Annotated in this window: 14 protein-coding genes; 8 read left to right on the forward strand and 6 right to left on the reverse strand. The window is 71.9% G+C overall.

The features are described 5' to 3' along the window. Positions 1–17 precede the first annotated feature (17 nt). Positions 18–1,274: an inorganic phosphate transporter gene (locus DEJ16_RS00440; RefSeq protein WP_110823856.1), complete on the reverse strand. Its 1,257-nt coding sequence runs from the start codon at positions 1,272–1,274 to the stop codon at positions 18–20. Positions 1,275–1,390: 116 nt separating this feature from the next. On the opposite strand from DEJ16_RS00440, the gene DEJ16_RS00445 reads away from it, so the two are divergent. The 3 genes from DEJ16_RS00445 to DEJ16_RS00455 all read left to right on the forward strand — a co-directional run bounded on the left by DEJ16_RS00445 (position 1,391) and on the right by DEJ16_RS00455 (position 4,805). Further along, positions 1,391–3,079, forward strand: a complete 1,689-nt coding sequence (locus DEJ16_RS00445; protein ID WP_110824021.1) for a sodium:proton antiporter — start codon at positions 1,391–1,393, stop codon at positions 3,077–3,079. Between the two features lie 82 nt (positions 3,080–3,161). Continuing rightward, positions 3,162–4,490, forward strand: coding sequence for an ABC transporter permease (locus tag DEJ16_RS00450; protein ID WP_110823855.1), 1,329 nt, complete (start codon positions 3,162–3,164; stop codon positions 4,488–4,490). A 30-nt stretch (positions 4,491–4,520) separates the two neighbouring features. After that, entirely contained in the window at positions 4,521–4,805 is a 285-nt protein-coding gene (locus tag DEJ16_RS00455) for a hypothetical protein (protein ID WP_146232769.1), read from the forward strand. A gap of 51 nt (positions 4,806–4,856) precedes the next feature. Here the strand turns inward: DEJ16_RS00455 and DEJ16_RS00460 are convergent, their stop codons facing one another. Further along, on the reverse strand, positions 4,857–5,375 hold the full coding sequence (locus DEJ16_RS00460; RefSeq protein ID WP_110823853.1) for an 8-oxo-dGTP diphosphatase: 519 nt from the start codon (positions 5,373–5,375) through the stop codon (positions 4,857–4,859). Between the two features lie 65 nt (positions 5,376–5,440). Between DEJ16_RS00460 and DEJ16_RS00465 the strand changes: the two genes are divergently transcribed. Both DEJ16_RS00465 and DEJ16_RS00470 read left to right on the forward strand, forming a co-directional pair. After that, complete coding sequence (locus tag DEJ16_RS00465; RefSeq protein ID WP_110823852.1) at positions 5,441–5,791, forward strand: tryptophan synthase subunit alpha; 351 nt, start codon at positions 5,441–5,443, stop codon at positions 5,789–5,791. Between the two features lie 20 nt (positions 5,792–5,811). Then, a complete protein-coding gene (locus DEJ16_RS00470; protein ID WP_110824020.1) occupies positions 5,812–6,702 on the forward strand; it encodes an aminodeoxychorismate lyase in 891 nt (296 codons plus the stop codon). 64 nt (positions 6,703–6,766) lie between these two features. Here the strand turns inward: DEJ16_RS00470 and DEJ16_RS00475 are convergent, their stop codons facing one another. Then, a complete protein-coding gene (locus tag DEJ16_RS00475) occupies positions 6,767–7,969 on the reverse strand; it encodes an amidohydrolase (protein WP_110823851.1) in 1,203 nt (400 codons plus the stop codon). A gap of 383 nt (positions 7,970–8,352) precedes the next feature. Here DEJ16_RS00475 and DEJ16_RS00480 point away from each other — a divergent pair, with 383 nt between their 5' ends. Then, complete coding sequence (locus DEJ16_RS00480) at positions 8,353–9,444, forward strand: Fic family protein (protein ID WP_181419393.1); 1,092 nt, start codon at positions 8,353–8,355, stop codon at positions 9,442–9,444. A gap of 53 nt (positions 9,445–9,497) precedes the next feature. Next, entirely contained in the window at positions 9,498–11,669 is a 2,172-nt protein-coding gene (locus DEJ16_RS00485) for a S9 family peptidase (protein WP_110824019.1), read from the forward strand. 70 nt (positions 11,670–11,739) lie between these two features. Here DEJ16_RS00485 and DEJ16_RS00490 read toward each other — a convergent pair whose 3' ends face one another. Beyond that, positions 11,740–13,269 (reverse strand): CYTH domain-containing protein, encoded by a 1,530-nt coding sequence (locus tag DEJ16_RS00490; protein WP_110823849.1) that lies wholly within the window; start codon positions 13,267–13,269, stop codon positions 11,740–11,742. Between the two features lie 126 nt (positions 13,270–13,395). Here DEJ16_RS00490 and DEJ16_RS00495 point away from each other — a divergent pair, with 126 nt between their 5' ends. After that, positions 13,396–13,668: a mycoredoxin gene (locus DEJ16_RS00495; RefSeq protein ID WP_110824018.1), complete on the forward strand. Its 273-nt coding sequence runs from the start codon at positions 13,396–13,398 to the stop codon at positions 13,666–13,668. Positions 13,669–13,826: 158 nt separating this feature from the next. Here DEJ16_RS00495 and DEJ16_RS00500 read toward each other — a convergent pair whose 3' ends face one another. Further along, positions 13,827–15,953: a DEAD/DEAH box helicase gene (locus tag DEJ16_RS00500; protein ID WP_110823848.1), complete on the reverse strand. Its 2,127-nt coding sequence runs from the start codon at positions 15,951–15,953 to the stop codon at positions 13,827–13,829. Between the two features lie 522 nt (positions 15,954–16,475). Further along, the gene (locus tag DEJ16_RS00505) at positions 16,476–17,717 is read right to left on the reverse strand and encodes an aminoglycoside phosphotransferase family protein (protein WP_146232770.1); all 1,242 of its coding nucleotides are present in this window, start codon (positions 17,715–17,717) and stop codon (positions 16,476–16,478) included. Positions 17,718–17,776: the final 59 nt, after the last annotated feature.

Genomic DNA, 17,776 nt, shown 5'->3' on the forward strand with positions numbered 1-17,776 from the left:
GTCCATGGCGATACCCATCAGCGACGGCCTCCCTTGCGTCCGGCCATGCGGCGGAGGGTCCGCTCGCGGCTCAGTTCGGCGCGACGCGCGGCGACGGCCTCGGCACGCTTGGCGCGCTGCAGGTCGCGCCGCTCCTTGCGGGTCAGCACGGCGTTCGCGGCGACGTCGACCTCGATGGCCGCGGCGTGCTCGTGCGGCTTGCGCAGCGACCACAGGTACAGGCCGAGGATCACGGCACCACCGATGACCGCGTCGAGCACGAGACCGATGACGCCGAAGTGGGCGATGCCCGAGGCGATCGCCCCGACCGCCGCGGCGGCGGGCAGCGTGATGAACCACGCGATGACGATCTTGCCGGCCGTCGACCACTGGATCTTCGAACCGCGGCGGCCGAGGCCCGCGCCGATGATCGAGCCCGACGACACCTGCGTCGTCGACAGTGCGAAGCCGAGGTGGCTCGACGCGAGGATCGTGGCGGCGGTGGACGCCTCGGCTGCGAAGCCCTGCGTCGCGCGGATCTCGGTGATGCCCGAGCCGAGCGTCCGGATGATGCGCCACCCGCCCGTGTAGGTGCCGAGGGCGATCGCCAGGGCACAGGCCACGACGACCCAGAACTGCACGCCCTGGTCACTCGACTGCGCGCCCGAGGCGATGAGCGTCAGCGTGATGACACCCATCGTCTTCTGCGCGTCGTTCGTGCCGTGGGCGAGCGACACCATCGAGCTCGTGAACACCTGTCCGATGCGGAAGCCCCCGCGCTCGTTCGGGAACACCGGACGACGGGTCACGCGGTAGGCGATGCGCGTGGCGAGGAGCGACACGAGCGCGGCGATCACCGGCGACAGGAAGGCCGGGATGATCACGACCGTCAGCAGTGCCGCGTAGTTCACCGAGTCGAAGCCGGCGCCGACGATCGCGGCGCCGATGAGCCCGCCGAAGAGCGCGTGCGAGGACGACGAGGGCAAGCCGCGCAACCACGTGATCATGTTCCACACGACCGCGCCGATCAGGCCCGCGAAGATCATCTCGGGGCTGATGGCGACGCCACCGGGGCCCTCGTTGATGAGCCCGTGCGAGATCGACGTCGCCACGGCGGTGCTGAGGAACGCACCGACGAGGTTGAGCACCGCGGCGACCGTCACGGCCACCTTCGGCTTCATGGCACCGGTGGCGATCGGTGTCGCCATCGCGTTGGCGGTGTCATGGAATCCGTTTGTGAAGTCGAAGAAGAGGGCCAACGCGATGACCAGGACGACTATGAGTGTGATGTCCACCGCGGGCAAGTGTCGCAGCCCGGCGGCTCCGGAGCAAACCCTGTCGTCCACCGGCCGTTCACCGGGGCTGCGGAACCGTTCAGCCTGCGAACCATCCGGATGGGAGGATGGGCCTCATGGGCACCGCGGAACTCCTCATCCTGTTGATCGGTTCGCTCGCGGTGACCGGCTTCGCCCGTGCCAAGGGGCTGCCCGCCCCGCTGCTCGTCACGGCCGTCGCGCTCGCCGTCTCGTTCCTGCCCGGCCTGCCGGAGATCGAGATCGACTCCGAGGTGATCCTCACGGTGATCCTGCCGCCGCTGCTGTACTCGGCGGCACTCGACGTGTCGTGGCAGAGCTTCCGGCAGTCGATCAAGCAGATCCGGCGACTCGGCATCGTCCTCGTCATCGTCACGGCGCTCGCGGTGGGACTCGCCGCGTACCTGATCATCCCCGACATGGACTGGCCGGCGGCGATCCTGCTCGGCGCCGTGGTCGCTCCGCCGGACGCCGTGTCCGCCGCCGCGATCGGCCGGAAGCTCGGACTCCCCCGCCGTGTGATGACGGTGCTGTCCGGCGAGAGCCTCATCAACGACGCGGCGTCGCTGACCCTGGTCCGGGTGTTCACGCTCATCGCCGCGGGCACGTCGCTCACCATCTGGCAGGACCTCGGCATCTTCGGCCTGGCGATCGGCGTCGGCTTCGCGGTCGGCATCGTCCTCGGCGTCGCGGTGCACTGGATCCGGATGCGCATCAACGACCCCGTGGTCGAGACGATCATGAGCATCCTGTTGCCCTTCGTCGCGTACGTCCTCGCCGAGCACCTGTCCGGCTCCGGCGTCATCGCGGTCGTCACCGCCGGCCTGTACATCGGGTACAACTCGCCGAAGGAGGGGTACGCGACGCGACTGCAGGAGCGCCCGCTCTGGACGAGCATCGACGTCATCCTCGAGGGGTTCGTGTTCGCCCTGATCGGGCTGCAGCTGAAGACGGTCGTGCAGGACCTGCTCGAGAGCAACCGCAGCCTGGCCCAGACCCTCACCGCGGCGGCCGTCGTGCTCGTCGTCGTGGTCCTCGTCCGTCCGCTCTTCGTCTTCGAGTCCTACGCGCGCAACCGGATCAACGGCAGGTGGCTGAGACCGCTGCGCGTCCGGTTGTCCCGCGGGCACCGTTCCCTGCGGTGGTTGCGCGGCACGGCGGAGCCGAAGCTGAACTGGCGGGAGCTCACGGTCATCTCGTGGACCGGCATGCGGGGCGTCGTCACGCTCGCAGCAGCCGTCGCCGTCGTCTCCGACCCCGTCCAGGTCAAGGCGCAGGACACCATCTTCATCATCGCGTTCGTCGTGACGGTCGGCACACTCCTGCTGCAGGGGCTGACGTTGCCGTTCGTGATCCGCGCGTTGCAGGTGCAGGACCCCGGGGAGAGCGAGGAGGACGTCCGCAGCGAGATGCGCCTCAACCAGCGCACGACCGAAGCGGCGATCGCCCTGCTCGAGCGCCGACGTCCGGCCTGGGCGGAGCAGTACGGACACCAGGCCGTCGACAGCGTCGTGAACCGCCTGAAGGCCCGGCTCGAGCGGCAGGCCGAGACCCTCCGCCGCGATGCCGAGGAAGAAGAGGACGAGGAGCGCAACGCCCCGATGCGCCTCCGTGGCGCACAGATCCAGGACATCCGACGCGAGCTGCTCGACCGTCGCCGCGAGATCGTCCTCGAGGAGCGCGAGAAGGGCAACCTCGACGAGGAGGTCATGCGCCGCGTACTCGTGACGCTCGATGCCGAGGAGCTCGCGATGGACTCCGCGCAGGCCTCCCGCAGCCGCTCCTGATCCCGTCGCCCACCCCGGAGGCACCCCTGCTGCCGCGGCGTATCGTGGAGCGCCAGACGACAGGACAGGAGCGCAGCGCCGAGTGAGCACGCCGCGGAACGACCGACCGAGGAAGAACGACCTGCCGGAACGGGCAGGTGGTGCGCGGACGGCCGCCGGTCCACCCGCCGCCGCCCGCTCCAGCGCGCCGCCGAAGCAGCAGATCGGGCGCTACCGGCGCTGGTACTCGACCCTGCACCCGTCCCTCCAGCTCATCGGGCTGCAGCTCTGGATGCCGCTGTTCTTCATCGTCGGCTTCTGCCTCTGCTACGTCTTCGCCTTCCACGCGCCGCATCCGCACGACGTCCCGGTGGCGCTCGTCGGCAGTGACCCGTCGTTCGTCGCGGCCGTGCAGAAGGCCCTGCCGGGTGAGTTCGTCTTCCACACCTACGACTCGCTCGCGGCCGCGAAGCGGGACGTCCTCGCCGGGTCGATGGCGGTCGCGTACGACCCCTCGACCAACACCTTCTTCAAGGCCAGCGCGCACCAGTTCCAGGTCGCGAACCTCGTCCCGGCGACGCTGACGGCCGTGTCGACCGGCATCGGGGTCGCGACGCCGCAGGTCACCGAGCTCGCCGCGCTGCCGGCGCGGGACGAGTACGGCACCGTCCCGATGTACGTCATGCTCGCGTGGTGCATCGGCGGCTACATGGTCGCGATGTTCATCGGCATCATGGGCGGTCCCCTGCGGCACCGCACCCGCATGACCGTGATCGTCGTCGGCGGTCTCGTCATCTCCGTCATCACGAACACCCTCGCGGGTCCGGTCGTCGGTGCGATCTCCGGGCACTTCGTGCCGCTCGTGCTCATCGCCTGGGGGTGGATCGTGGCCATCGGACTCGCGGTCAACGGGCTGAGCTACTTCGTCGGTCGCTTCATCGCCGCCCCCGCGATGATCTGCTTCGTGTTCCTGTCGATGCCGTCCTCCGGCGGGGCCTACCCGAAGTGGTTCATGCCGGAGCCGTTCGCGTGGCTGAACCACGTCGTGGTCGGCTCGAGCATGGTCGACATGATCAAGCACGAGGTCTACGGCGTCGGCCCCGGTCCGGCCCGCGGGCTGATCACCATGGCCTGCTACGCGGCCGCCGGGCTCGTGCTCATGTACTTCGGCAAGCAGTGGTGGGAGCGCCGTCGCATCCGGGCGATCCTCACCGGCCGCACCACGATGTTCCAGGACGCGAACACCGCGAACCGCGAGTTCCTCGGTCGTGAACGCGACGCCGAGCTCGAGCGGCACGGCCTGACCTCGACCGCGACCGGCACGCTGCAGGTGGTGCGCGACGACCGGTGGGAGGACGACCGCGCCGGCGGCGACGTGTTCACCGGTGGCCGCGACGGGCTCGAGAACGATCCGCTGGACCGCGGTCGGTAGCGCTCCCGGCGTCGGTATCCTGGGGTGACCATGTCCCGCATCGCCTGGCACCGCCTCCTCGTCACGATCGTCGTCGTCTTCCTCGTGCTCGCGGCGATGTCGTACGTCACGAGCATCGTCCTCGCGCCGAGCGGCGGCCGCAGCGTCGCCGGGCTCTGGGACGGCTGGGCGATGTTCTCGCTCGTGGCCGCGATCGCCTTCGGGGTCGTGGACTTCTTCGTGCGTCCGCTCGGCGGACAGAGCGGGGACGCGGACGTGATGGCCGCGGCCGAGGAGGCCCGGACCGGCAGCACGCGGACACAGCGGTCGCGCTGACCGTCGGTCGACGTCGGGCCCGCAGGCCTCACCGTCCGGCGTCCCCGGCGCTCAGGCCGGTTCCCCGATGCCCGTCCCGGTGAACCCGGCGACCGTCGCGTCGTCCTCGGCGAACACGACCCGCGCCTCGACCCGACCGCCCGCGAGCACACCGGGCAGCCAGTAGCGCGCGTCGTCCCACATCGCGTCGTAGGGGACGGCGTCGACCGGCACCCACCTCGGCTCCAACTCGTCGCCGCCCGACGGCTCCCCCTGCCAGCGGCGGCAGACGAAGACGTCCGAGACCTGGGACCAGGACGGGCGGAACGGGAACCGGTAGTCCAACGTGCCACGGGCCTCCAGGTCGGCAGCGTCGACGCGGAGACCGACCTCCTCGGCGACCTCGCGGACGGCGGTCTCGACCGCCGTCTCGTCGCCCTCGCGCTTGCCGCCCGGACCGACCACGCGGCCCGTGCCGAGCCCGCGTCGCTTCTCGCCGAGCAGGACCTCCGGCCCGTCCGCACCGTCCCGCAGCAGGTACACGACGACCACGGCCGGGTGCTGGGACTTGCTCTCGTCGCGCTCGGTCATGTGGTCCAGTGTGGCCGATCCGATGACGTACGCTCGTTGCATGGCAGGCGTGCTCTGGGGGCGTCATGGCTGAGTCCCGGAGGGCGGGGCGCAGCCTCGAGGTGCTGCGCGCCGAAGCCGCCGAGGAGATCTCGGTCATCGTCGAACACCGCTGCCGGCAGGGCGACGACCCGTGGGACTTCATGCACACGCTGCCGACCGTGGACGAGCAGGTCGTGCTCATCCTCCGCGCCGAGGCCATGGACGTCGACGTCCGGATCGGCCGCCGGAGCTCCCAGTGGTCGGCGCACCCGGCCTCCGGTCACGGCACCGAACACGGCGAGGAGTACCACCGTCTCCGGCGCATCGCGCTCCAGCACCCCGAGCTGACGCAGGCGGTCTGGAAACTCATGGACGCGCTGCCCGGCGGTCGCTGACCTGGGGTTGGATGGGTGGCATGACCGACACCGTCCTCGCCGTCCTGAACCAGCCCTCGCGGTCCGCAGCCCCGCACGACCCGGAGTCGGACGCCTTCACGTGGGAGAAGCCGCTCGAGGAGCACGTCCAGGTGATGGACCTCGGGCTCACCCGCGGGGACGGCGTCTTCGAGACGATCACGGTCATCGACGGCCGACCGCAGGCGCTCGAGGCGCACCTTGCCCGCTTCGTCCGCTCCGCCGCCAAGCTCGACCTGCCGGAACCGGACGTCGACGCGTGGCGGCGGGCGATCGAGGCCGTCTGCGCCCGGCTCGACCCGGTGCGCGAGGCGTACGCGAAGACCGTGCTCACCCGGGGCGTCGAGGGCCTCGGGCGTCCGACCGGGTGGGTGTACGCGGCGCAGTCGGCCGACCAGACGCGTGACCGCACCGAGGGCATCGGCGTCGTCACGCTCGACCGCGGCTACCGGCACGACGTCGAGCGGACCTCCCCGTGGCTGCTGCAGGGCGCGAAGACGCTCTCGTACGCGGTGAACATGGCGGCACTCCGGGAAGCCGTCCGCCGCGGAGCCGACGACGCGCTGTTCGTCTCGACGGACGGGTACGTGCTCGAGGGCACCCGCGCGAACCTCATCATGTCCGTGGGCGGCCGCTTCGTGACGCCCCGCACCGACATCGGCATCCTCGACGGCACCACGCAGGCCGACGTCTTCCGCTTCGCCGAGCAGGAGGGCATCGAGACCGCCTACGAGCTCGTCACGCTCGACGACCTGCGGGCCGCCGACGCGCTGTGGCTGGTCTCCAGCATCCGGCAGGCGGCACCGATCCACACCGTCAACGGGGTGCGGATCGAGATGGACCTCGGCATGACGGAGCGCATCAACGACTTCCTGCTGGCGCGCGAGGACTGACGCGTCGGACGGGAGGCACGGGGCGGGGGTGCGCCGCGCCCCGTGCCTCCCGTCCGACACGGTGTCACCAGCGCGGTGTCGTGACGCCCTGACCGTCGACGTAGGCGAAGACCTGGCGGCCCTCGATCCAGACGCGCTGCGCGCGGCTGGTCGCGTCGAGCGGGTCGCCGTCCCAGAGGACGAGGTCGGCGTCGTACCCCGCGGCGATGCGGCCGACACGGTCGCCGAAACCGAGGATGTCCGCGGGGGCGGAGGTGATCGCCTCGAGCGCGGTCTGCCGGGGCAGCCCGTCGCGGACGGCCATCGTGGCCTGGGTCACGAGCATGTTGATCGGGACGACCGGGGCGTCCGTCGTGATCGCGACCCGGACCCCGGCCGCCGCGATCGTGGCGAGGTTCGGGATGCCGCGGTCACGGAGCTCCACCTTCGACCGGCTCGTGAACAGCGGGCCGTAGACCACCGGGATGCCCTTCTCAGCGAGCAGGTCGGCGATCTTGTGGGCCTCGGTGCCGTGGTTCACGACCAGGCGGTAGCCGAACTCCTCGGCGAGGCGGATCGCCGTCGCGATGTCGTCGTGACGGTGGGTGTGCTGGTCCCAGGCGAGCTCCCCGTCGAGCACGCGCGCGAGGGTCTCCTTCGTGAGGTCACGCTCGAACGGCTCGTCCTTGCGCGCAGCGGCGTCGCGGGCAGCGCGGTAGTGGTCGGCGGCCAGGAAGGCCTCGCGGATGACCTTCGCGACGCCGAGGCGGGTCGACGGCGTCTGGCCCTTCTCGCCGTAGACCCGCTTCGGGTTCTCGCCGAGGGCGCTCTTCACGCTGACGCTGTCCGAGATGAGCTGTTCGTCGATGGTGCGGCCGCCCCAGGTCTTGATCGCGACCGTCTGCCCTCCGATCGGGTTGCCGGAGCCGGGCTTGACGACGATGCTCGTGATGCCGCCGGACAGGGCGTCGCGGAAGCCCTCGTCCTCGATGTCGACCGCGTCGATCGCCTGGACCGCCGCCATGTTCGGGCCGGTCATCTCGTTCGTGTCGTTCCCGGCGGGCCCGTTCGCCTCCTCGTGGATGCCCACGTGCCCGTGCGCCTCGACGAAGCCCGGCAGGAGCCAGGCACCGGCGGCGTCGACGACCGGCAGCCCGTCCGGCGGGGTGACGTCCGGTCCGACGGCGGTGATCCGGCCGTCCTGCACGACGACCGCCCCGCCGTCGAACTCGTCACCCTCGACGGGGACGACGTGGGCACCGGTGATCACGAACGTGTTGTCAGTCATTCCACAACGGTACCGATCGGTGCCCGTACCGGGACGGGCCGGGCCGACCGTGCCGGCCCGGCTCGTGCATACGACATCCGGGTTCTTCCCTGATCGGGCCGCACCGCCACTACCGTCGGCCGGTGCGAGGAACGGGAGGCGGCATGACGGGCACCACGGACACGGCCGACAGGACAGTCACGATCGGCGCGGACTGGGCGCTCCGTCCCGGGGCGTCGGGTGCACCACGCGCGGCGACCGGGAGCGGGCGTGCCGCGGGGGCTTGGCCACGCCACGGCTCGACCACGCGTCCGTGGCGGAGCAACCGGCGGCTGCCGCGCGCCGACCGGATGACACACTCGGTGCGGTGTGCGTTGCCGCCCGCGATCGCGGAGCAGACGTACGTGGCGCCGCCCGACCTCGCCGCTCTGCTGACACGCGCGACCGACCGCCTGGTGGACCTCGACCGCCGGCTCGGTGACCGCACGGCCGCGTTCGACCTGCTGCTCGCCCGGACCGAGGCGGTCTCGTCGTCGCGGATCGAGGAGGAGCACGCCACGCTCGACGACTACGCCCGGGCGCTCGTCGGCATCCGCGCGAACGGCAGTGCCACGGCGATGGTCGGGGCGACCGCCGCCCTGCGCGGGATGATCACGGCCGCCGGTCGGGGCAGCATCACCGAGCGGTCCGTGCTCGACGCCCACGCGGTGCTCATGCGGGACGACCCGGTGGACGGCCCCGCCGCCGGGCAGTGGCGTCGGGTGCAGAACTGGATCGGCGGCGGGGTGTCTCCCCGGGACGCCGCGTACGTGCCGCCGCCCGCGGACGACGTCCCCGCCGCGATGGCCGACCTCTTCGCGTTCCTCGCGCGGGACGACGTCGACGCGTTGGCGCAGGCCGCGATCGCCCATGCCCACTTCGAGTCCGTCCACCCGTTCACCGACGGCAACGGGCGGATCGGTCGAGCGCTGGTCAACGCGGTCCTGCGGCGGCGTGGCGTCACGACCGCGCTCGTCGTGCCCGTGGCCGCTGCTCTGGTCGCCGATCGAGCGGGCTACTTCGCCGAGCTCGAACACTACCGGGACGGCCACGTCGACGGGATCGTCGCCCTGACGGCGCGGGCGGTCGGCGTCGTCTGCGACGAGGTCGAGTTCGCCGCGCTCCGACTCGACGAGATCGAGCACGACCGGAACATGGTCCGGCCGACGGGCCACGGGCCACGCGTGGCGCACCGCCCGGACCTCCTCCGCGTCCTGCTGGCCGATCCTGTGCTGACCGAGGCCGCGGTGAGCGCAGCGCTCCCAGCGGACTTGCCGTGGACCGACGCGGTGATCGACGAGCTCGTGGGCGCCGGCGTGCTCCGCCCCGTCACGGAACGTCGACGCGACCGGGCCTGGGTGGCGTCGGACGTCCTGGCCGAACTCGACGCACTCGCCGAGCGGATCCGGGCGGCAGCGGCACCGGGCTCCTCCGGTCTGACCCCAGCGGCAGCGTGACGGGGAGACGGAGCCGGGTCGGGCCTCCATCCCGAACGCATAGGGTGGGCCGGGTGACCAGCGAGCACGACGTGACCACCCCGCCGACCGCCGCCAAGCGGCCCGTGACGCGGACCCACCACGGCATCGACTTCGTCGACGACTACGAATGGCTCCGTGACAAGGAGTCCCCGGACACCGTCGCGTACCTCGAGGCCGAGAACCGGTACACCGAAGCGCAGACCGAGCACCTCGGTGCGCTGCGGGACCGCCTGTTCGACGAGGTGAAGAGCCGCGTGCAGGAGACCGACCTCTCGGTGCCGGTGCGGATGGGCCAGTGGTGGTACTTCACCCGCACGAGCGAGGGCAGCCAGTACGGCGTGCAGTGCCGCGCCCCGATCAGCGGGCCGGACGACTGGACGCCGCCGTCCCTCGACGAGGGCTCAGCCACCCTCCCGGGCGAGGAGGTCGTCCTCGACGGCAACGCCCTCGCCGACGGACACGACTTCTTCTCGCTCGGCACGTACGACATCAGCGACGACGGCAGCCGCCTCGTGTACGGCGTCGACGTCGAGGGCGACGAGCGGTACACGCTCGCCGTCCGCGACCTCGAGACCGGGCAGGACCTGCCCGACACCATCCCGAACACCGGAGCCGGCGCGACGTTCGACCCCTCCGGGCGGTACGTCTTCTACCCGACGGTGGACGAGTCCTGGCGCCCGGACCGCATCTGGCGGCACGAGGTCGGCACCGCGGCGGACACCGACGTGGTCGTGTTCGAGGAACCGGACGACCGGTACTGGGTCGGCGTCGGGGTCACCCGTTCGTCGCAGTACATCGTCATCGAGCTCGGATCGAAGATCACCTCCGAGGCGCTCGTCCTCGACGCGTCCGACCCCACGGGCGCGTTCCGTGTGGTGTGGCCGCGTCGCGAGGGCGTGGAGTACGAGATCGAGCACGCGATCGTCGGGGGCAGCGACCGTCTGCTCGTCCTGCACAACGACGGCGCGGAGAACTTCGAGCTGGTCGACGTGCCCGCGGACGACCCGACCTCGACCGCCGACCGCCGCGTGGTCGTCCCGCACCACGAGCAGCGGCGCATCGAGTCGGTGGACGCCTTCGCCGGGCACCTCGCGCTCGAGTACCGGTCCGAGGCGCTCCCCCGGATCGCCGTCATCCCGATCGAGGGCGACGGCTACGGCGAACCCCACGAGGTCCCCTTCGACGAGGCACTGTTCTCGGCCGGACTCGGCGGCAACCCCGAGTGGGACCAGCCGACCCTCCGCCTCGGGTACACGTCCTTCGTGACCCCGTCCGAGGTGAGCGACCTCGACCTGGCGACCGGACAGGTGACCGTCCTGAAGCGGCAGCCGGTGCTGGGCGGGTACGACCCGGCCGACTACGTGCAGGAGCGCGACTGGGCGACCGCTGCCGACGGCACCCGCGTCCCGATCTCGCTGGTGTGGCGCAAGGACGCCGTCGACGCGGACGCCCCGGCGCCGCTGCACCTGTACGGCTACGGGTCGTACGAGCACTCGATCGACCCCGGCTTCAGCGTCATGCGCCTGTCGATGCTCGACCGCGGGGTGGTCTTCGCGGTCGCGCATGTCCGCGGTGGTGGCGAGATGGGCCGGCACTGGTACGAGGACGGCAAGACCCTGACCAAGAAGAACACCTTCACGGACTTCGTCGCCGTCGCCGAGCACCTGATCGACAGCGGTCGGACGAGCGCCGACCAGCTCGTGGCCGAGGGCGGCAGCGCCGGTGGGCTCCTGATGGGCGCGGTGGCGAACCTGGCCCCCGAGCGGTTCGCGGGCATCCTCGCCGCGGTGCCGTTCGTCGACGCGCTGACGAGCATCCTCGACCCGGACCTGCCGCTCACGGTGATCGAATGGGACGAGTGGGGCGACCCGCTGCACGATGCCGAGGTCTACCGCTACATGAGCGAGTACACGCCGTACGAGAACGTCCGTGACGACGTGCAGTACCCGCGCATCCTCGCCGTGACCTCGATCAACGACACCCGCGTGCTGTACGTCGAGCCGGCGAAGTGGACTGCGAAGCTCCGCGAGGTCGGGGCCCCCGTCCTGCTGAAGACGGAGATGGCCGCCGGCCACGGTGGCGTCAGCGGACGGTACGACTCGTGGAAGGAGCGGGCGTTCGAACTGGCCTGGTTGCTCGACGTCCTCGGTCTGGCCGACGTCTCCCCTGCGGCCGCGACGGCGAACCCGATCGCGGCCGGCTGAGCGGACCCCGCGACCGACACGACGACGGCGCGCACCCGGCCCGGGTGCGCGCCGTCGTCGTGTCCGACGGTCACACGCGGTTGAGCGCGTGCACCGCCTCGTCGTAGGACTCCTCCGCCATCCGGACCCGGTCGCCGGCGAGCACGCCGTACCCGAACGTCCCTTCGCCTCCGCGATCGGCGATCCCGGAGTGCGTGCGGAGCGCGTCGAGTGCGTACAGCGACCGCACCCGCTCGGTGAGGACGTCGGCGGCGGTCCCGATGCGCTTCCACAGTGCGTGCGGGAAGGCGTCGTCCCCGAGCACGTCCATCGCGAGTCGTGCGCGCATCGTCCCCTGCCAGGCCAGTTCGGTCGCAGCCCGGTCGGCTGCTTCGCGTGCGGCCGCCGTGTCGGAGGTGTCGTCGGCCACGGCGTCGCGCACGAGCTCCCGGACGTGGGGCTTCACCGTTGCGGTGACGTCCTGGGCGACCTTCTTCGGCGACCGGAGCGCCCACGCCGTCGGGGCGGGCCGCTCGACGGCGTCGTCGAGGGCGTCGAGGAGCTCCAGGAACGGCTTCCCGTGCAGCGCCGCGACGACGTCCCGCACCGCGGAGTCGCGTCGCTCGCGCGTGGCGGCGAGGATGCGTTCGCGGGTCATGGCGTCGACGAGGGCGTCCTGCGCCGGCGTCGACGCCCGCGGCAGCCGCTCGACCAGGTACTCGGCGAGCGCGGCACGGGCGGCCACGTCGGCGAGGGCGTCGGCGCCGGCGACGGCGCGGTCGACGGCGTCACCGGCGGCGAACGCGGGTCGGTAGGTCTGCAGGATCGCTGCGATCTCCAGCGTCGTCGCGGCCACGTCGCGGAGCTCAGCGTTCTCGCCGGAGCGCAGCCGGGCCTCCTGGTCGAGCAGCGCGGAGCGCAGCTTCCCGAGACGCTTCGTGAGGATGCGCGCGGTCGTCCCCTTCTCGGGACGGTCGACGGTCTGGAGGCGCGGTGCCGGTGCTCCGGCGAGCCCGCGTGCCAGCTTGGACGCGACGGCGGCGGGGCCGGCGCCGACGGCCGCGAACCGACCGTCGAGCGCGGCGAAGAGCTCGTGAGCGACCTGTTCGTCCACACCGCCGACGGTCTCGACCTCGACCTCCCGCCAGGTGCGCGGGTCGGCCGGAGCGTCGTCGTCGAGCCGTTCGGCGACGACCCGGTCGTCCGCGAGTTCGGCGATCTGGTCGCCGTCCTCGTCGAGCAGGCGGGTGACGGTGCGGGTGGTGGTGATGCGGACGACCGGGTGCAGTCCGCGGCCCCGGCGCTCGGTGAACAGGGCGGCGAGGACCTCGTCGGGCACGGTGTCCGGGTCCTCGGTGAGCGGGAAGTGCTGCTCGTGCCGGACGGTGTCGGACTCGGCGCGCTTGATGTGCCAGCCGGCGTCGTGTCCCCCGGTGCGACGGCGGACGGTGACGTGCGCGGCGACCAGGTCGTACCGCTGCGTGTCCCAGTAGGTGGCGTCGAGCTCGAACGGCTCCTGGTGGTCAGCCCGCATGATGCCGCCGACGCCGATCAGGTCGGGGAGCGGGGCTCCGTCGGGCAGGTCGTAGGTGCGCTCGATCTCGAGGTGGGTGTCGCTCACGCGGTCCTGTCTACCAGGGTGGGAGGGGTCGCCTCGTCACGCGGTCGGCCGCGACCGCCCCGGCAGGTGCCGCCGGGGCTCGACGACGGTCACGAGCCTCCCGGGGAGCAGGACGAGAATGAGGACATGAGCGAGACGATCACCCGTGACGCGTTCGTGCCCCAGGCCGGCGGCGTCACCATGTTCACCACGAGCTGGTGCGGCTACTGTGCCCGGCTGAAGAACCAGATGACGAAGGCCGGTGTGCCCTTCCGCGAGGTCGACATCGAGCAGACGCCGGGCACCGCCGAGCTGGTCGCCGAGGTCAACGGCGGCAACCAGACCGTGCCGACCCTGGTGTTCCCGGACGGCAGCACCGCGACGAACCCGTCCCTGGCGGAGGTCCAGTCGCGCGTCTGAAGCGCACCGCCCGGCGCGGCCCGGCGCGAGCTGGCCCAGCACAACGAGAACCCGCTCGAACCACGGACGTCCGTGGTTCGAGCGGGTTCTCGTTGTGCGGTGCCGAACGGCGCCGGGCTGGGGCCCGCCCGGGCTCGGCGTCGGGCCGCCGCCGAGCGCTAGCGGCTGAGCGCGTCCATGAGCAGCGCGGCCATGGCGTCGAGCTGGATGTCGCCGGAGTCGACGACCTCCTCGTCGGAGCCGTCGAGCGCCCGGGCCGCGAGTCCGGCCTTGCTGTCGATGAGCTCGGCGATCTTCGTGTCGATCGTCTGCGCGGCGATGATGCGCCACGCGGTGACCGGCTCCTCCTGCCCGATGCGGTGCACGCGGTCGATCGCCTGGGTCTGCTCGGCGCTCGTCCAGGACAGCTCGGCGAGGACGACGTTGGACGCCACCTGCAGGTTGAGCCCGACACCCGCCGCGGTGAGCGAGCAGACGATGACGGCCACGTCCGGGTCGTTCACGAACGAGTCGATCTCGGCCGTGCGCTGCGCCGGCGTCTGGTCGCCGCGGATCGTCGCCGTGCGCAGGTGCCGACGGGCGAAGACCTCCTCGGCCTGGTCCATCACGTCGAGGTGCTTCGCGAAGAAGACGACCTTGCCGACGTTCGAGGCGAGCTGCGCCGCGTAGTCCGCCGCGAGCTGCGCCTTGGCCCGGCCGATGCGCCGCACCATGGAGAACACGTTCTCGCCGGTGGACGAGGCGTCCTGGTCCTCGAGCTCCCAGCGGGCGACCTGGCGGACGAGCTTCTCGTCGATGCCGACGACCGGGTCCTGGCCGGTCCGGGCGGCGAGCGCCTGGTGGTACCGCTTGACGAGCTTCGCGGTGAGCTCGCGCTCGGCGTCGCGGATGGAGCGGCCCTCGTCGCCGTCGAGCTCGACGGGGATGTCGGCGATCCGGCGGGCGGGGATGTCCGCCGCGACGTCGACCTTGCGCCGTCGGACGATGCCGAGGTCGATCACGGCCTTCCGCGCTTCGGTGAAGAAGCCCTGGTCGGCCGGGGTGAGCCCGATCTCCTCGAGCTCGTTCATGAGCTGCGCGCGGGGCTTCTTGTCGTCGATCCAGCCGAGGAACTCCCAGATGGTGCGGAAGTCCTCGACGGAGTTGATGAGCGGGGTACCGGTCAGGGCCATGAGCAGCGGGTTCGCCGTCCGCTCCCGGATCTTCTCGGCGAGCTGCAGCACGTACTTCGAGCGCTGCGACTCCTTGTTCTTGATGAAGTGTGCCTCGTCGACGACCATGCCCTTGAAGCCGAACGTGCCGAGCCAGCCGACGTGCCGGTCGAGGATCTCGTAGTTGACGATGAGGATGTCGGCGAAGCCGTCGAGGTCCTGCCCGTCACCGTGGATGACGGTCGCGCGGTGGTTCGGCACCCAGCGCTCGGCCTCGCGCGCCCAGTTCGTCTTGACGACGTTCGGGACGACGACGAGCAGCGGGAAGGCCTTGGCCGCGTCCGCCGCGAGGAGCGACTGCGCGGTCTTGCCGAGACCCGGTTCGTCGGCGAGCAGGAAGGTGCGGTGTCCCTGCGCGGCGGAGGTGACGAGCTCGGCCTGGTGCTTCATCAGCGTCACACCGGAGGGTGTGTGCAGCGACGCGGGCTCGGGCAGCGGCATGGACGCTGCTCCCCCGCCGGCGCCGTACTCGAACGACTTGAACAGCGGACCGAAGAGCTCCCAGTTCGCCAGCCGGCGGGGATGGGCGACGGGCTGGTCGGCGAGCGCGAAGTCCGGCGGCAGGAACGGGTTGGCGAGCTGGCGCTGCACGACCGCCTGCGGCACGACGGCACGCTCGGGGGTCTCCACCGCCGCGGTGGGTTCGGCCGCGATGACGAGGTCCTCGGGCTGGAGCTCCATGCCGGCGGCGATCATCATGTCGCGCTTCACGGTGCGGGTGGCCTCGGAGACCGCGGCCTCCTCGGTCAGGAGCTGGATGACGCTGGTGTCCCGGGCGGCGGTCTTCGCCAGGATCGTCGCGACGCCGTCCAGGCGCTTGAGCTGCTCGGCACGCTGTGCGTCGGTGAGCGTCGTGTCCGCCTTCACGCGGGCACGCTCCTCACGCATGAGCAGCGCCACTGCCTGGAACTTCGTGCGGTTCGTGGCCTTGAGGGCTCCGCGCTGCGCGGCGGCCTCGACCTCGCGGACGGCACGGGCGAGGACGGGGATGAGGCCGTCGTTGTCGAGCGGCCGGGTCCGGCGCGACGCCGTCCGCGTGCCACCGGCAGCGCGGCGGGTACCTGATCGAGCCAAGGCTCCTCCTGTTCCGCCCTCGTCGGGGCGAGCCACCCGGTACGGGCGGAAGTCGTGTCGGTGCGTCCGTCGCACCCGGGTCCTCCCCGGGCCGCCGTGGCCCGGAGCGCACCGGATCGTCCGGCTGACCGCATCGCACGGCCCAGGGTGAGGACCGGTGGTCGATGGAACGGCCTGCGCGGGAGGTCCGGCGCCGTCGCACGCACGCGTCGTCCCGGAACTGTGCCCCCGGAGAGCTCCGCCCTCCGGAGGGCCACGCCTCGATGAGAGGCCCACCCCAGGAGGTCCGAACCCGGACGACGCGGATCCGGCACCCGCACCGGTCAGGCGACCGGTCGTCGCGGCAGGAATCGACGCGACATACGAGCACGCGGTGCGTGCGCGGTCAGTTTACTCCCCAGCCGACGTCGGAGGCGACTCCCCACCCGCCGCGCGTGGCGGGCCTCCCGGCCGGTCGCCGTCGACGTACGGCGGCGCTGCCTCCTGGACCGCAGCCGGAACCGTCCTCGTCGGGACCGCTGGTCAGACGCGCGGCGCGGACCGCGGACGGCCGGAACCGGACGGGAGGCTCGGGGCCGGCTCCGCCAGGGCGGCCCGCGTCGCGGCGAGCAGCTGCTCCGCCGTCGCGATGCCGTTCGCCGACCCGGTGGTGGCCTGGCCGCCGGCGTGGGCGAGGAGCTGCGCGCCGATGGCGGGTCCGATGCGCTCGGCCTCCTGCGGGTTGCGGGCGACCCAGTCGCGGGCGACGGCGTCGGCGAGACGCTCGGCGGCGGCCCCACGCTCGGCGTCCCCGCGCGACCGGTGCCAGAGCCCGGTGACGACGAGGTGCGCGACCACGGCGCCGATGTCGCGCACCGGGTGTCCCCACCCGGCGGTGTCGATGTCGAGCAGGCCGGAGATGCGCCAGGGCTCGTCCTCGTCGACGAACACCTGCTCGAGGTGCAGGTCCCCGTGCACGACCTGCTTCTGGCCCGCGGCCCACCCGATGGAGCGGCGGCCGATGGCGTCGTACAGCCGGTCGATCTCCTCGGCGTCGCCGGGGAGCGCGGTCGTCAGCGTCCGACGGTGCCAGTCGGCGTGGTCCATCGCGTCGGCCCGGGCCTGCTGCGTCATCGGCACCGTGGCGATCCGCCCGGTGAGCGCGGCGAGGGACGCCACGAACCGCGGGTCGTCGGCGATGTCGGTGATGCGGCTGCCGGCGGGCACGCCGCGGACGAGTTCGAGGACGAGCAGTCCGTCGCCGCGGCTCGCCAGCACCCGCGGCACGGGCAGGCCGGCGGCTGCGAACTGCTCGTGGGTCCGGACGATCGGGGCGACCCGGTGCGGACGGACGATCTTGATGAACATAGTCCGTTCCGGGGCGTCCACCCGGACGACGGCGCGCTTCCCCGGTCGGTACGCGGCGACCGTCAGCGTCGGGTTCGTCACCGGCAGCCCGAGCGTGGTGAGGAGCTCCGCGACGGCGTCGCGGTACGTCACCTGCGGCAGGACCGGGAGGCCCGGGTCGTTCGGGTAGGCCCACACCGACACCGGGTCGCCGGTCGTCGGGTCGGTGACGATGGCGCTGTTCTGGTCGTGGGTGCCACCGGTGTCGACGTAGGTCAGGACGGTGGCGCGCTGGCCTGCCCGGTCGACGGTGTCCACCTCGTAGCCGTACAGGTAGCCGTTGCCGGACGGCTCGACCGAGTGCGCGCGCGCGGCGACGACCGTCGTCCCGGACCCCGCGAAGGCCTCGGGGATGACTCGCTCATGGTTCGGCCACACGCCCACAGTCAACCGTGTCACCGGGGATCCGTCGCGTTCGTGCCCGGCTCGGCGTGCGG

Source organism: Curtobacterium sp. MCJR17_055, assembly GCF_003224335.1.
Taxonomy (GTDB): domain Bacteria; phylum Actinomycetota; class Actinomycetes; order Actinomycetales; family Microbacteriaceae; genus Curtobacterium.